The organism is Bradyrhizobium sp. ORS 285 (assembly GCF_900176205.1).
Classification (GTDB): Bacteria; Pseudomonadota; Alphaproteobacteria; order Rhizobiales; family Xanthobacteraceae; genus Bradyrhizobium.
Genome location: NZ_LT859959.1, coordinates 1,263,696 through 1,278,401, shown reverse-complemented (window position 1 = coordinate 1,278,401; position 14,706 = coordinate 1,263,696). Strand labels below are relative to the sequence as shown.

Sequence of the window (14,706 nt, the reverse complement as noted above, 5' to 3'; positions counted from 1 at the left end):
GCGTGACATGCACCTGAGTGAGCAAGGTGAACAGGGGATTGTTCAATAGTTCATCTCGCAGGCGCTTGTGAAGCTCTCGATGAAAGCGTGAGGTTTCCCGGCGCGATGTGCTAACGATGCGGCTCTGATCGGCCATGTTGGGATGGCGTGGCCGGTGAGTTCTCTGCCGCTGTCACTGACCACCATCCCGAGCTTGCCGTGCTTCGCGACCAGCCAATCCGGTTCCCGAGCGCCTGCCGGCGTCGGAGAGTGAGGTGTCGGCCGCCAGCGGCCCTCACGGTGGTAGTGTTCGACCATGGTCATGACCTTGCCCCTAGGGCTTAATCCAGTTTGAAGTTCGTTCTGGCCCGCAACGAGGACCAGAGCATGAAGCGCAGCCGCTTTACGGCAGAGCAGATCATCTGGATTTTCAAGGAGCACGAGGCTGGCGTTGCGGTCGCCGATCTGTGCCGCAAGCATGGCGTGAGCGACGCCAGCATTTACAAGTGGAAGGCCAAGTTCGGCGAAACGGACGTCTCGGAGGCCAAGCGGCTGAAGACGCTGGAGGACGAGAATACACGGCTGAAGCGGCTGCTGGCGGACGCGATGCTGGACAATGCTGCCCTGAAGGATCTCCTGGGAAAGAAGTCGTGACGCCCGCGGCGAAGCGGAAAGCTGTCGTACATCTCGTGGCGTTCACGGGATGAGCGAACGGCGGGCGTGTAAAGCCGTCGGCTATTGCCGCATGACGGTCAGATATCAGACGAGCCGGGCCGATGATGCCGGGCTGCGGCAGCGCATGAGGGCGATCGCCTACGAGCGCCGCCGCTTCGGCTATCGTCGCCTGCACGTCCTGCTCAAGCGGGAGGCCTACCTGGTCAATCACAAGAAGCTGTTCCGGCTGTACCGGGAGGAACGGCTCACGGTGCGCCGCAGAGGTTAGCGAATGATCGCTGGTCGCTCGACTTCATGTCGGATCAGATGACCGATGGCCGGCGCTTCCGCATCCTGACCGTGGTCGACGACTGCACCCGCGAGTGCCTGGCGCTGGTGGCCGACACCTCACTCTCGGGCACCCGGGTCGCTCGGGAGCTGGACCGGCTGGTCGCCGAGCGCGGCAAGCCCAGGATGATGGTGAGCGACAACGGTAGCGAGCTCACCAGCAAGACCATTCTGAGATGGACCGATCAGAGCCGTGTCGCCTGGCACTACATCGCGCCGGGCAAGCCCACGCAAAACGCCTTCATCGAGAGCTTCAACGGCCGCCTGCGGGATGAACTGCTGAACGAGACCCTTGTCACCTCGTTTGCCAGGCCCGCGTCGCGCACCGATGCTGGCGGGCCGACTATAACGACGCTCAGCCGCACTCGCAGCTCGGGTGGAAGACGCCATCCGAGTTCGCTGCCACCTGCCATCCGCGTCGGGATCTGGCGCTGCGCTATGTCGAGAGCTCCGCTCCAGCTCCCGCCGCTACCACCGCCCCCACATGGGCACATCCGACCGCCCCAACGAACTCAGACCTGGAGAAAACTTGGGCAAGGTCACTTGGTATAACGCTCGAATGCCAAAGAGAGCTCAATGGCGGTTGCGATCGTTCGTCTACTTGGTCAGGTTCCAGAAAGCTAAGCTTATTAGCAAGAGCGTGATTATAAGTGGCTGGCGTTAGCTGCTCAGATCTGTGAAGGGAGGATGGCGTGGACCCACTCAAAGACCTAAACTCATTCGAGGTCCCGTATGTCGAGCGGGGCGAGCGAGGACAACAAGAGGCGGACCAATCGGGGTTTCAGCTGCGCCTGACCGAGTTGAATCTGAACGAACTCCCGCCTCACCATTCAGACGGCTCAGGCGCTCCCGATATTGGGGCGAGCGGAGATGTCGAGTCTTTCGGAATGTCGCGCGACGATCTCGGTGCGCAGGGGGCGTCGCAGATGCCCTTTGATCCGTCCGTCTACTCTGATCAGCGGGGCAATCCGCATATCCGTTTTGCGGCGGATCACGCTGTGTGGTCGCCCGGCGGCAACTTCGGTCCGATGGATTGTTGGTCTGACATCGATTCGTCTTCAACTTGGCCCGCGCATCTCGATCAGGAAGGGCATTCATGGACGGATGCCGGCGAAATTCTGCCAGATTGGCCATCGGCTTCGGCTGATCCTTGGGAACGAAGCGTGGGGGCGTCGGTTCTCAGTCGTGATCCCCAGCCAAGTTTTGATCATACTTCAGGATTGGGGCGTGGGCTCGCCTCGATCGGAGCGGAGTGGAACGAAGCGTTGGAGAGTTGCGAAGGCGGTCCTACAGACCTTGAGGGTCCCGTCGTCAGGCAACCGCGGCTTGAACAGACCTTGGACGCCTGGGCCTGCGAGAGCGGGCAAGCGGAAGGCGAGGATCGGCAAGAGGCGGTAAGACGAATCCTTGCTTGGGGCGAGGATGGCGACGTCTACGCAAGGTTGGATTTGTCAAACCTGAGCCTGACGACATTGCCCGATGCATTTCCGGCCGGGGTCAAGTCACTAAACGTGAGCCAAAACGAGCTTGTGCACCTGCCTGACCAGCTCCCATCCGGACTTCGGACGCTTGACGCCAGCTGCAATCTGTTGACCAGTCTGCCTGAAACCCTGCCGGAGGGACTCCAATCACTATCTCTTGGCAGCAACAGGCTGGCTGCGCTGCCTGAGACTCTTCCGGAGAATCTGTGGACACTCACCGTCACCACCAACTTGCTGACCAGCCTTCCGGACGCGTTGCCGGTCGGTCTCCAAGACCTTGATGTACGCGGCAACCGGCTAACCAGCCTGCCCGATGCGCTGCCTAGCGGACTTCGATCGCTCGCTGTCGGCAGCAATCGGCTCGCCAGCCTGCCTGAAACCCTTCCGTCCGACCTCGAAGAGCTCGAAGCCGATGACAACCGGCTGGCCACTCTGCCCGACACTCTCCCGACCGAACTCCGGTTGCTATTTGCGCGCGACAACCTCCTGATTAGCCTGCCAGAGACGCTTCCGCCTGAGCTCCAGAGACTCCACGTCAGCGGGAACAGGCTTACCAGCTTGCCAGAGCGCCTGCCGGCCGCACTCCAGATGCTTGAGGCACGCCACAATCGACTGACCAGCCTGCCGGAAACGCTGCTAACCGCGTTGTGTTCTGAGTGCATGGTTTATTTGGAAAATAATCCGCTGCCCGAACAGGTACTGACGAACTTGGCGGGAGACCTTAATGCCCCGCGCTACGCCGGCCCGAGGATATTCTTTTCAATGCACGATGAAGTGGTGGAGGATCAGGAAAGATCTTTGCCCGAGGCGGTGGCGGAATGGATTAAAGACGAGCCGGAGGTGATAACCGCTTGGCATAGCTTCGCCGAAGAGGCGGGGGCTCCGGAATATGCAATCTTCCTAGGCAAGCTGAAAAAGACCGTAAACTATGACAACCTCGATTTCCGGCAGGCCGTGGCTGATGGACTGCGACAGGCAGCGATGAGGCCGAAGTTGCGCGAGCAGTACTTTCAGTTGGCCGTGGACGCGAGCGAGACCTGCCAGGATCGTATCACTCTGACCTGGAACGGCATGCAAACCGCGCGTCTGAACGCTGATGTCGAGGATGGGGCCTATGACCAGCGGCTCGGCGAACTCATCCAGCAGGCCCGCGTTCTGTTCCGTCTGGACGCGCTTGAGCCGATTGCCCGCCAGAAGGTTGCCTCGCTTAGGGGCGTCGACGAGCTCGAAGTGTACCTCGCCTATCAGGTAAAGCTACGTGACCGGCTTGATCTACAGCTCATCGCTCCGGACATGCGGTTTTATGATGTCTCCTTCGTCACAGAGAATGACCTCGCCGAAGCCGAGATGCAAGTAAAGAGTCAGGAGGCGGCGGGGTTCGCCGACTATTTGGCGACTTGCTGGCAGCCTTGGGACGCTGTCATGAGGCGAATCGCCCCGGAAGAGCATGTAAAGATGCAGGACAGGCTAGCGGAGGCGCTCGACGAGGAGTTCCGTAGGCGCCTTGACCAACGGCTGGCCGATAATGGACTGACCGGATACAGCGATGCCGAGCTACAACTCGGCGCCATCATTCGTGACGAAATCGCCTGTGAGATCAGGGGCGCTCTGACACGCCAGATTCTCGAGGAGCACGCACTTCAGCTATGAAAAGGCCAATTTCGCGAAATGGACGTTTCGTCGGCTAAGCGGCTGAAGATTCCGGAGGACGGGAACACGCTGCTCAAGCGGCTGTTGGCGGACGCCATGATGGACAACCTCGTGACCTTGCCCAAGTTTTATCCAGGTCTGAGTTCGTTGGGGCGGTCGGATGTGCCCATATGGGCGGTGGTAGCGGCGGGAGCTGGCGCGGAGCCTTCACAGCGCAGCGCCAGATCCCGACGCCGATGGCAGGTTGCGGCAAACTCGGATGGCGTCTTCCATCCGAGCTGGGAGTGCGGCCGAGCGTCGTTATAGTAGGCCCGCCAGCATCGGAGAGCGACGCGGGCCTGGGCGAGCGAGGTGACAAGGGTCTCGTTCAGCAGTTCATCTCGCAGGCGGCCGTTGAAGCTCTCGATGAAGGCGTTTTGCGTGGGCTTGCCCGGCGCGATGTAGTGCCAGGCGATGCGGCTCTGATCGGCCCAGGTCAGGATGGCATTGTTGGTGAGCTCACCGCCGTTTTCATTCACCCCCACCCGGGCTTGCCGCGCTCGGCGACCAGCCGGTCCAGCTCCCGAGCGGCCCGGGTGCCGAGAGTGAGGTGTCGGCCACCAGCGCCAGGCACTCGCGGGTGCAGTCCTCGACCACGGTCAGGATGCGGAAGCGTCGGCCATCGGTCATCCGATCCGACACGAAGTCGAGCGACCAGCGATCATTCGCTAGCAGCGGCACCTTCATCGGCGCTCACGTCCCGATAGCGCGCTTGCGGCCACCTCTGCGGCGCACCGTGAGCCGTTCCTCCCGGTACAGCCGGAACAGCTTCTTGTGATTTACCAGGTAGCCCTGCTTGATCGGCGGGGCGGATCGGACGATGGTGCGCTACCGGTCTCGTCGCCCTCCGGACGCCGAGCTTCGGGCCAGACTGCGCGAGCTTGCCAACGAAGGGCGGCGGTTCGGCTATCGTCGGCTGTTCATCCTGCTGCGACGGGAGGGCGAGCGATCCGGCATCAATCGTATCCGTCGGCTGTACCGCGGAGAAAGGCCTACGGTGCGCAAGCGACGCGCCCGTCGAAAGGCTATCGGGATGCGGGCTCCGATCTCGGTGGAAGGCAAACCGAATGCGCGCTGGTCGCTGGACTTTGTCTCCGACCAGCTCGCCAACGGCCGTTGATCTGAGGCCGGGAAACTGGACCATTTTTGGGTAGAGTCTTGCGTTGCCGATTCCCCGGCTGGGAGGAGCGGAAGACGATGAAGGCCTCGAAGTTTTCGGACGCCCAGAAGGCGTTCATTCTGAAGCAGGGCAACGACGGCGTGCCGGTCACTATAGCGCGACGATCAGGATGAGAACTTGGCGTCAATCTGGATGAGAAGATTGGAGCCGGGTGGCCGGATCATTGTCGCTGGCTCCCGGCTTGGCAAGGGCTGATTGACGCTGGGCGACAATCAGCATTGCCGCAGCGTCAATCAGCCGTGCTTTCGACCTCCTTCGGTGTGGCGTGAACCGGCGGTCGGCCGGCGCCGCGCTTGCGGCCGAGGGCGGCCTTGCGGCGGTAGCTCTCGACGTTCATCTCGATGATCGTGGCGTGGTGGACGAGACGGTCGACGGCGGCGAGCGTCATGGCCTGATCGGGGAAGATGCGGCCCCACTCGCCGAACGGCTGATTGGCCGTGATGAGCAGCGAGCGCCGCTCGTAGCGGGTGGCTATCAGTTCGAACAGCACGCTGGTCTCGGCCTGATCTTTCGACACGTAGGTGATGTCGTCGAGGATCAGCAGATCGTAGCGGTCGAGCTTGGCGATGGCCGCTTCCAGCGCCAGCTCTCGCCGCGCCGTCTGCAGCCGCTGCACGAGATCGGTCGTGCGCGTGAACAACACGCGCCAGCCGTTCTCGACGAGGGCCAGGCCAATGGCCGCGCTGAGATGGCTCTTGCCGCCGCCGGGCGGACCGAACAGCAGCAGGTTGGCGCCAGACTCGAGCCAGACGTCGCCCGCGGCGAGCGCCATCACCTGCGCCTTGGACAGCGTCGGCACGCTGTCGAAGTCGAAGCTCGCGAGCGTTTTGCCGGCAGGCAGGCGCGCTTCGAGCATGTGCCGTTCGATCCGGCGGCGACCACGATCGGCGACCTCGTGCTCGGCGAGTGCTGCGAGGAAGCGCGCGGCGGGCCAGCCCTCCTTGTCAGATTGCGCGGCGAGCTTTGGCCAGATCGCCTTGACGCTCGGCAGGCGCAGCTCGGTGAGCAGCAACTCGACGCGCGCGGCATCAATGGGTGTCGTCGTGCTGGTCATGCTGCATCTCCCGTGTTCGAGGTCATCGGCGCAAAGCCCAGGGACGCCAGTTCGTCGTAGGCGGCGAGCGGAGCAAGCTCGACGGCGACGTCGGGGACTGATGCCTGTTCGGGGCGGAAGCGGATGCGGAGCGTGGCGAGATCCGGCAGCCGTCCCGCATCGAGATCGGCGGCAATGGCCTCGGCGAGCTCGGCCTCGCAGGCCCGCTCGTGAGCGAGAGCAAGGGGCTCGACCGTGACCTTGCAGGCATGACGCTCGTCATATCTGTCCTGCAGCGTCTCGAACGCGCGTCGGTAGGCTGCCCGCGGGAACAGCTGATCGCGGTAGACGAGATTGGCAAGTGCCATCGGCTTGCGGCGCAGGGCATGGATGACGTGACGATAATCGACGACGTGTCCGCCCCGGCTTTCCGACACAGGCTGGCCTCGCCTGAGCATCGCGACCTGCGTGGTGCCGAGGAAGCATTCGAGGCGATCATCGAAGATGCGCACGCGCAGACGATGGCCGATCAGCTTCGAGGGCATCGTGTAGAAAACGCGGCGCAGGATGAAGCCGCCCGACGACGTCACGCGGATCACCTTCTCCTCGAAGTCGCTGGTGCGACCTCGCGGCAGCGGTGCCAGCATCTCCTTCTCGATCGCGATCCGCTTGACGACATGGGCGTTGCGCCGGCCGACGACCATGTCGACGAAGGCACGGTAGGCGTCGAGATCGGCGAAGTCGCGCGTGCCCCGCAGCAGCAGCGCGTCCTCCAGTGCCTGCTTGAGATGGCCATGCGCGCTCTCGATCGAACCGTTCTCATGCGCGATGCCGGCATTGTTGCGGGTCGCCACCATGCCGTAATGCTGCATCAGTTGCTCGTAGCGTTGCGTGATGTCCTCGCGCGCATCGATGGCGAGGTTGCGGAACGCCGCCGACAGGCTGTCGCTGCGATGTTCTCTGGGGACGCCGCCGAGCGCCCACAGCGCGTTCTGCAGGCCCTCGGCCAATGCGACGAAGCTCTCGCCGCCGAGCACGACATGAGCGTGCGCGAAGCCGGAGAACGCCAACCGGAAGTGATAGAGCCGGTGGTCGAGGGACGCGCCTGCGATGGTGATGCCCAGCACGCCGGCGTCGGTGAAGTCCGACAGGCCGAGCCGCCCGGGCTCATGCTCCTGGCGGAAGATGACGTCCCGCTCGGGGCCATTGAACGCGCGCCAAGCCGTGATGCGCCGCTCCAGCGTGCGCCGGATGTTGGGATTGAGGTCGGGATGGCGCCGGCGCAGTTCCTCCAGCACGCCAACCGCTCGGATCCCGGGCGCGGCCTTCAGGATCGGCTCGATCTCCGCGTCCCAATAGGCCGCCAGGGGATCAGGCCGGCGCCGGCCACGTGGCGCCTGCTTCTGCGAGGGCAGCCGCGGATCGGCCTCGATCCGGTAGGCGCTCGCCGTCGAAAACCCGGCTTTGGCCGCCGCGGCCTCCGCCGATAACGTCAGTCGGTAACTCATGTATAGCCTCATCTGGTGGTCGGTGATGTGGAGGCCAGGCAAGCCGTCGATCCCCTCTTGTCGAGACGAATCAACAGCTTGCGCCAACCCCACCCGGCCGCCAGACGGCCTGATAAGGCGCGCCGCCGGCGGGAGCGGTCCTCCGGTCGGGCTACGCCCTCCCTTAGTCCCGCTCCCGCCGGCGCTCTCTCATCCTGATTGTCGCTGGGTTCTCACCTTGATTGTCGCCGCGCAGGTCACGGACATCTGCCGCAAGGCCGGGATCAGCCCAGCGACCTATTTTAGTTGGAAGAAGAAGTACGACGGGCTGCTGCCGACCGAGATGCGGCGGCTGAAGCAGCTTGAGGACGAGAACGGCAAGCTGAGGAAGCTGGTGGCCGATCTGTCGCTCGACAAGGAGATGCTGCAGGACATGATCCGCCGAAAGCTGTGAAGCCTGGTCGGAAGCGCAAGCTGGTCGACGAGATCTGCGGCAAGTGGCAGGTGTCGATCCGCAGGGCCTGCGAGGCCCTGGAGTTCGACAGGTCGACCTACCACTACAGATCCCGTCGCTCCGACCAGGCCGCCCTCCTCGAATGATGTCTCGCCCGACCGCAGCACCTTGCGGACGGTGTTCCACGAGACCTTGAGGTCCCGGGCAATCTCCTTGATCGTCTTGCCCTTGACGAAGTGCTCGCGCCTGATCCGCGCAATCGTCTCCACAACCAGCATCCCCCTGACCCCCCGCTTCAACCCGAAGCGGGCAGCCTGCTACGGCCAACAATCGGGGGGTCAATTTTGGACGCCGATCCCCCGGCTTAGGGGGGCAAATTTGCACGCCGGATAACACGAAAATGTTACCGGACAATTCCGCCGATGACTGGGGCGGCGTTACCGAATCAGGTCGGTGGCGCCAATGGCGAGCGGGATCAGCATGGGCGCAAGGCGCGAGATGTTGGCCGCGGTGGCGGAGCGCTACCGTGCGGCTGGACGGGTTGAGAAGGGTAGGATCTTTGACGAGTTGACAGCAACGACGGGTTGGCACCGCAAGCACGCGGTGCGGGCACTGTCGGTTGCTGGAAGCGACAGGCCCAGACCATCACTCGACGAAGGGACAACGGGCCGATCCGAACCAGCGACAAGTCGGCGGCGCAAATACGCCAGCGTGCGCGACGCTCTGGTCGCGCTGTGGGAGGCCTCCGATCGTGTCTGCGGTAACTTGTATCGATGATCCCAGTGCTGTTGCCCGCGCTGGAGCGGCATGGCCGGCTGAAGCCGACGAGCGCCGAGCGAGTGCTGCTGACAACTCTGAGCGCGGCAACGATTGATCGGATGTTGATCGACGTCAAAGTTGCGGCCGCTGGGGGACGCCGGCGGCGTGTCGGATTCTACTCGGCGCTTCGACGCGAGGTGCCGATCCGCAGGTTCAATGACTGGGCAAACCCGCCGCCGGGCTTTTGCGAGATCGACATGGTTGCGCACGGTGGAACCAGCGTCGCCGGCTCGTTTATCCAGACATTGACCATGGTCGACATCGCAACGGGATGGACGGAATGCTTGCCTCTGGTGACACGCGATGGCAGCCTCGTCGTGGAAGCGATGACGCGAGCACAGGGCCTGTTCCCTTGGGTAATCTGTTGCGCCGACTTCGACAACGACAGCGCGTTCATGAACGACGTCGTCGTTCCATGGTGCCGAGCACAGAAGATCGAGGTCACGCGGTCACGTGCCTACAAGAAGAACGATCAGGCTTTCGTGGAGCAGAAGAACGGCGCGGTGGTCAGGCGGCTTGTCGGATACGGACGCTTCGACGGGGTCGAGACGGCCCGGGTGATGGCACGTCTCTCCGCGGCGGCACGCCTGCTGGTGAACTTCTTCCAGCCGTCATTCAAGCTTAAAGAGAAGCGACGCGAGGGTGCCAGGATCATCAAACGCTATCATCCGCCCACTACACCGTACGAACGTGCACTCGAACACCCGAAACTTCCCTCGGCGATCAAGCGCCGTCTGCGCGAGACATATCGGACTCTCGCCCCCGTGCAATTGCTTGCTACGATCCGTTCGGCACAAGAAGAGCTCGGCGAACGGATCGGCAAGCGCGGTCTGCGATAGCTGCCAAGGTATCTTCGGTCGACCCGCGCTCATTCGCCCGGTCGCTTGGCAACTCGGCAAAGACCACCGAGGTGCGGGCTACGCACCGCCTGCCGAAACGGCGATACAAAAAGCGCGTTCGCATGCCGTCCAAGCTCGATCCCCATCTCGCGACGATCGAGAGCTGGCTCGCCGTCGAGCCGCAGCTCACTGCACTGACCATCGTGGGCCGGCTCACCACCATTGATCCCCTGACGTTCAGCGACAAGCAGGATTCCATCGTCCAGCGCTTGCTTCGGTCCCTCCGGCGGAAAGTGGCGGAGACAGCCATCGTATCCATGCCCGTCGACGAAATACGGCCCGGGGCTGTGGACGGCGCTGCGTGTGATGAGCACTCCGCCCCGCCCACACCCCCTTCCAAACCGAGTTGGCCGCGGCCAGAGACCGGTCTGGGCCGGTTCGTAGACCTTCGTCCGGGTAACATCCTCGCTGAGGCAATACGCGGGGTCAATTTTGAACGCCGGTTGATACTAGGGGCAAGGTCACCCGCTACGAATGTGACGCGGGAGCTCTAACCGAGGAACAAACGTCTGCAAGCGACGAAGTGCCCACAGGTAAAACATTTCACCGCGGCTCCAAATAATCTCCGGCCTATTGCAAACTCGCTACGACAATCGAAACCATGCCGCCTGTGCCATGCATTGAGGATCAATTTAGCACCTCTAGTCGGCTTAGGCCTTACGGTATCATTGCAAACCTGCGGGATCGTGTCCCATAGAGTGGTGTAGCTGGCATGGTGGATCACCGGGCGATTCCGGTGCGGGCCGAGCTGGTCAGCCTGCCACGGCGGGCAGGCCAGCAATGGGATCATCGCTCAAAGGCGCGATGGTTTCCAGAGTCATGTAGCGGGCGCGCTGGACGGCCCACTCGTCGTTCTGCTCGAGCAGGATCGCACCGACGAGACGGACGATTGCTTCCTCGTTTGGGAAGATGCCGACGACCTCGGTGCGGCGCTTGATCTCGCCATTGACCCTCTCGATTGGATTGGTCGAGTGCAGCTTGGCGCGGTGCTGTGCCGGGAAGCTCATATAGGCGAGCACGTCAGGCTCGGCCTCATCCATGAGGGCGGCGAGCTTGGGCACGTTGGGACGGATCTGGTCGGCGACCTTGCGCCATTGCGCCTTGGCTGCCTCGGCGTCGTCCTGGGCAAAGGCCGTGGCGATGAAGGCGGAGACCACGCGGCGCCCGCTCTTACCGGCATGAGCGAGAGCGTTGCGCATGAAGTGAACGCGACAACGCTGCCAGGTGGCATTGAGCACCTTGGCGACGGTGGCCTTGATGCCCTCGTGAGCATCCGAGATCACGAGCTGCACGCCACGCAGTCCACGGCGTGTGAGCTTGCGCAGGAACGCGGTCCAGAACGTCTCGGCCTCGGACGGGCCGACGTCCATGCCCAGCACCTCGCGTCGGCCGTCGCTGTTGACGCCGATCGCGACGATAACCGCGACCGAGACGATGCGCCCGTTCTGGCGCACCTTCACGTAGGTGGCGTCGATCCACAGATACGGCCAGTCGCCTTCGATCGGACGGGCGAGAAAGGCCTTCACCTTGTCGTCGATCTCGCCACAGAGCCGGCTCACCTGGCTCTTGGAGATGCCGCTCATCCCCATCGCCTGCACGAGGTCGTCGACCGAACGGGTCGAGACGCCCTGGACGTAGGCTTCCTGGATCACGGCGGTCAGCGCCTTCTCGGCCATCCGGCGCGGCTCCAGGAAGCCCGGGAAGTAGCTTCCCTTGCGCAGCTTGGGAACGCGCAGCTCGACCGAACCGGCCCGCGTCTCCCAGGTCCGGTCACGGTAGCCGTTGCGCTGCGCCAGACGCTCGGAGCTCTTCTCGCCATAGGCCGCCCCGGTCAGCCCGGCGACTTCCATCTCCATCAACCGCTGCGCTGCAAAGCCGATCATCTCGCGCAGAAGATCCGCGTCCGGGGCCTTCTCCACGAGTGCGCGAAGGTTCATCATCTCGTCGGTCATCGGTGGTTCCTCGAATCAGGTTGGTGTCAGCAACCCGACCCTACCGGGCAATCGCCGGTGACCACCGCAAAGCCGTCCACCCGCTACAGCGCTATGGGGGAGCGCGCGGGCGGACGGCTTTGCTCTACCGAGTTACACCACGCCCGGGGACACGACCACCTGCTGCGCTACCGAATTGGCCGGCCGTCCCCCGCCGTAGCGCCGGAAGCTTCCGGCGCTAGCTTGTCGCGAGGGCCGTCTTCTCCGTTCATCCTGCTGGACGGTCTGAAGGTACCGTCGCGGGCGAGAGGATTGGCAGCACGTTCGCCATTACTCGGCATGATTGATCGATTCTCCAGCAAATCGACCGGGTCATTGACCATCGTTGCAAGATTGTTTCTGGTCGAGCAGCCAAGCGTCGAGTCGAAAGCATTGTCGTTCACGGTAGGGCCGACGATAGAAAGCGACGGACACGGCGGAGGATAGACTTGGAAGGTGGTCACCTCGATCCTCACCATTGAATGAGTGAAGTGATCCGGAGGAAGGTTAGAAAGCCGAATGTTGTACGGAGCAATGCCCATAGCGAGGGCCTCGTGCGCCACTTGCGCCGTGAGGCGTTCCGAGCCGGTGACATCGACATGCAGTACATCCGGCCGCCCCCCGCCGGCAGTCGCAATGAACCTCCGCAGCCGATGCGCTTCGGGGCGGTGAAGGCTTTTTAAGAACAAAACGCGGCTCTTTTGCTCGACCTTAACCGATTGCTCGCCAGGTCCGTAATGGTCGGGAGCTGTATCTGCGCAGCCAACCAATGTTGCCGCAACGCCGATCAATTGGCAGATTTGTCGCAAGATCATTTGGCTGTTCTCATTCGAGGATAGAGCCGGCACTCCCGGTCAATCCCGGTGCCTTGGTACGAGGCGCATCGCGGTCCCGAGGCGGTCGGGCCACCGTATTCGTCAGGATTCGTCCAGCGTCTGAGGGAGGTGAGATGCGCTCGCTCGGCGTACTCATTTTCTTTGGGGTCGATGCCGGCCGCACGATGTATGGCGTGACAATAATTACCAGCTCGGTTTCGTGTTTCTGAAACGATGATGAGCGAAAAAGCACACCCAGGATCGGCACATCACCGAGCCAGGGGAATTCACCGATATCAGTGTTAAAGTTACGTCTGATGAGGCCGCCAATCGCAAAGCTCTGACCGCTAGCGAGCTCGACCACCGTGCTCGCCCGTCGGGTGGAAAGAGCGGGGACCGACATGCCATTGATCTTAACTTCGCCCTCACTCGACAGTTCGCTAACTTCTGGCTTCACTCGAACATTGATCTGATTATTGTTGAGAACTGTCGGAACGAAGTCGAGGCTTACACCGAACTGACGAAACTGGACAGAAACCTGCCGGTTATCCTGCATCACCGGAATGGGAAATTCGCCTCCTGCAAGGAAGCTTGCGGATTCGCCTGACATTGCGGTCAAATTCGGCTCAGCCAGAATTGAGGCGAGGTGCTCACTTGCGAGGGCGTCGAGAACCGCGCTCAAATTTGCATTTCCAGCACTAAAGCCGATCCCGATTGTACCACCGCCGGCGGCTGCGCCAGAGCCACCGCCTTTGCCGGTCACTAGGAAAGCGCCGTTTGGGCCGGATGCGGTGAAGTTTATATTGAGATCTTTCACAGCACTACGCGAGACTTCTGCAACTCTTACGCTAAGATTCACCTGCAGAGAGCCGGCGACCTTGATTTTGTTCACAACCAGTGCGCCCGCTCCGAGAAACTGCTCAGTAACCTTCCTAGCCGCCTCGATAACATCTGCACTGGGCGCCGTACCGCTAAGGATCGCGCCACGCGGCGTGTAGCTAACCTGAATTGGATAGTCGCCGACCTCGGCCTTCAGCGCGGCTCGGAGATCCTCAATCGGCTGGGTGACGACGACTGCCAGCTCGGCGAGAGCCTCCCCCTTGTCATTGAGGGCAAACAGGCTTGTTCGGCCGGACTTTTTACCGAACACGAAAATCGTAGTGTTCGACGCGGCTTGGTAATCCGCAATTGCAGGATCGGCAACAAAGATGCTCGCTGCGGGCGATTTGAGACGAACTGTCCTCCCCTGTGAGGAGGTGATGTTGAGCGTACCAGTGTCGCTGTCAAGCGCAGCATGTGGCCGGTCTCCGCTACTCGATGTTTGAGCCATGCCCGAGACTGGAACCAGCATACAAGCTACAAACAGCGCGCTCCGGAGACGCACCGCGATGCGACGAGAGGCGCCAGCGACCATCAACGTGTCGTGAGCGACGTGTTTTTTGTTAAAGAAGTTCAAGTGAGTGCTGCCTTCAGAGTTCGATCGGCTAGCCAGCCGATGTTGCGCCAATAACTTCCGGGATCTAGCTGAAACTGCCAGGATCTAGCTGACACCGCTCGCGGCGCTCATCCCGAGCGTTCGGTTTGGACCGCATGCGTGCGAAATAGATGATCCTCGACCTTTCACGCAATGGTCGAGACCCGTCATTGAATGCATACACGGGCGATGTGCTCGCGACGATGTTGGGCCGGCACCACTGAGTGGATGATTAGGAACACACATCACGCAGGACGAAATTCTCGGAACCACGGCGCCGATCAAAACTCGCCTCTCGTTTTGATGAAATTGTTGTTCAACGAATGTCGCCAGTAGAGCTGTCATCTGTCCTGACTGTTGCTGAATAGCGCGAGTGAGAGCATGATTGCCACTTAGAAGCGGAGACTGGGAAGAAGCTGTTCCG

At 62.1% G+C, this 14,706-nt stretch carries 9 protein-coding genes and 5 pseudogenes; 5 read left to right on the top strand and 9 right to left on the bottom strand.

Translation table 11 applies throughout. The annotated features are described in order from the left end of the window. Positions 1-42: 42 nt before the first annotated feature. Complete coding sequence (locus BRAD285_RS35250; protein WP_006615138.1) at positions 43-303, bottom strand: hypothetical protein; 261 nt, start codon at positions 301-303, stop codon at positions 43-45. 63 nt (positions 304-366) lie between these two features. Between BRAD285_RS35250 and BRAD285_RS05615 the strand changes: the two are divergent. Both BRAD285_RS05615 and BRAD285_RS05610 read left to right on the top strand, forming a co-directional pair. Beyond that, positions 367-1,504: pseudogene (locus tag BRAD285_RS05615) on the top strand (IS3 family transposase); the annotation flags it as partial. 169 nt (positions 1,505-1,673) lie between these two features. Further along, positions 1,674-4,112, top strand: a complete 2,439-nt coding sequence (locus tag BRAD285_RS05610; protein WP_006615064.1) for an NEL-type E3 ubiquitin ligase domain-containing protein — start codon at positions 1,674-1,676, stop codon at positions 4,110-4,112. Positions 4,113-4,240: 128 nt separating this feature from the next. Here BRAD285_RS05610 and BRAD285_RS05605 read toward each other — a convergent pair. Beyond that, a pseudogene (locus tag BRAD285_RS05605) lies at positions 4,241-4,949 on the bottom strand (integrase core domain-containing protein); the annotation flags it as partial. Here BRAD285_RS05605 and BRAD285_RS05600 point away from each other — a divergent pair. Beyond that, a pseudogene (locus tag BRAD285_RS05600) lies at positions 4,945-5,268 on the top strand (IS3 family transposase); the annotation flags it as partial. The pseudogenes BRAD285_RS05605 and BRAD285_RS05600 overlap by 5 nt on opposite strands. Before the next feature lie 292 nt (positions 5,269-5,560). Here the strand turns inward: BRAD285_RS05600 and istB are convergent. After that, positions 5,561-6,385: an IS21-like element helper ATPase IstB gene (gene istB, locus BRAD285_RS05595; RefSeq protein WP_006611535.1), complete on the bottom strand. Its 825-nt coding sequence runs from the start codon at positions 6,383-6,385 to the stop codon at positions 5,561-5,563. Next, entirely contained in the window at positions 6,382-7,884 is a 1,503-nt protein-coding gene (gene istA / locus BRAD285_RS05590) for an IS21 family transposase (RefSeq protein ID WP_244563594.1), read from the bottom strand. The genes istB and istA overlap by 4 nt, the downstream gene beginning before the upstream one ends. A 223-nt stretch (positions 7,885-8,107) precedes the next feature. Between istA and BRAD285_RS35240 the strand changes: the two are divergent. Then, a pseudogene (locus tag BRAD285_RS35240) lies at positions 8,108-8,442 on the top strand (transposase); the annotation flags it as partial. Between the two features lie 3 nt (positions 8,443-8,445). Here the strand turns inward: BRAD285_RS35240 and BRAD285_RS36165 are convergent. After that, positions 8,446-8,583 (bottom strand): annotated as a pseudogene (locus tag BRAD285_RS36165) (IS21 family transposase); the annotation flags it as partial. 504 nt (positions 8,584-9,087) lie between these two features. Between BRAD285_RS36165 and BRAD285_RS05580 the strand changes: the two are divergent. After that, positions 9,088-9,963 (top strand): DDE-type integrase/transposase/recombinase, encoded by an 876-nt coding sequence (locus BRAD285_RS05580; protein ID WP_172889740.1) that lies wholly within the window; start codon positions 9,088-9,090, stop codon positions 9,961-9,963. Positions 9,964-9,992: 29 nt separating this feature from the next. On the opposite strand, the gene BRAD285_RS35230 is transcribed toward BRAD285_RS05580, so the two are convergent. The 4 genes from BRAD285_RS35230 to BRAD285_RS05560 all read right to left on the bottom strand — a co-directional run bounded on the left by BRAD285_RS35230 (position 9,993) and on the right by BRAD285_RS05560 (position 14,159). Next, positions 9,993-10,337 carry a hypothetical protein gene (locus tag BRAD285_RS35230; protein WP_157681667.1) on the bottom strand — a complete coding sequence of 115 codons (345 nt, stop codon included), beginning with the start codon at positions 10,335-10,337 and terminating at the stop codon, positions 9,993-9,995. 438 nt (positions 10,338-10,775) lie between these two features. Next, a complete protein-coding gene (locus BRAD285_RS05570; protein WP_087877558.1) occupies positions 10,776-11,975 on the bottom strand; it encodes an IS256 family transposase in 1,200 nt (399 codons plus the stop codon). A gap of 167 nt (positions 11,976-12,142) precedes the next feature. Next, complete coding sequence (locus BRAD285_RS05565; protein ID WP_006609585.1) at positions 12,143-12,808, bottom strand: CpaD family pilus assembly lipoprotein; 666 nt, start codon at positions 12,806-12,808, stop codon at positions 12,143-12,145. Between the two features lie 10 nt (positions 12,809-12,818). Next, on the bottom strand, positions 12,819-14,159 hold the full coding sequence (locus BRAD285_RS05560) for a type II and III secretion system protein family protein (RefSeq protein WP_244422034.1): 1,341 nt from the start codon (positions 14,157-14,159) through the stop codon (positions 12,819-12,821). Positions 14,160-14,706 lie beyond the last annotated feature (547 nt).

Bases quoted from the DNA above. Each gene is read 5' to 3' on its own strand.
- istA (WP_244563594.1), bottom strand. From the start codon at position 7,884: ATGAGGCTATACATGAGTTACCGACTGACGTTATCGGCGGAGGCCGCG.
- BRAD285_RS05560 (WP_244422034.1), bottom strand. From the start codon at position 14,159: ATGCTGGTTCCAGTCTCGGGCATGGCTCAAACATCGAGTAGCGGAGAC.
- BRAD285_RS05565 (WP_006609585.1), bottom strand. From the start codon at position 12,808: ATGATCTTGCGACAAATCTGCCAATTGATCGGCGTTGCGGCAACATTG.
- istB (WP_006611535.1), bottom strand. From the start codon at position 6,385: ATGACCAGCACGACGACACCCATTGATGCCGCGCGCGTCGAGTTGCTG.
- BRAD285_RS35250 (WP_006615138.1), bottom strand. From the start codon at position 303: ATGACCATGGTCGAACACTACCACCGTGAGGGCCGCTGGCGGCCGACA.
- BRAD285_RS05570 (WP_087877558.1), bottom strand. From the start codon at position 11,975: ATGACCGACGAGATGATGAACCTTCGCGCACTCGTGGAGAAGGCCCCG.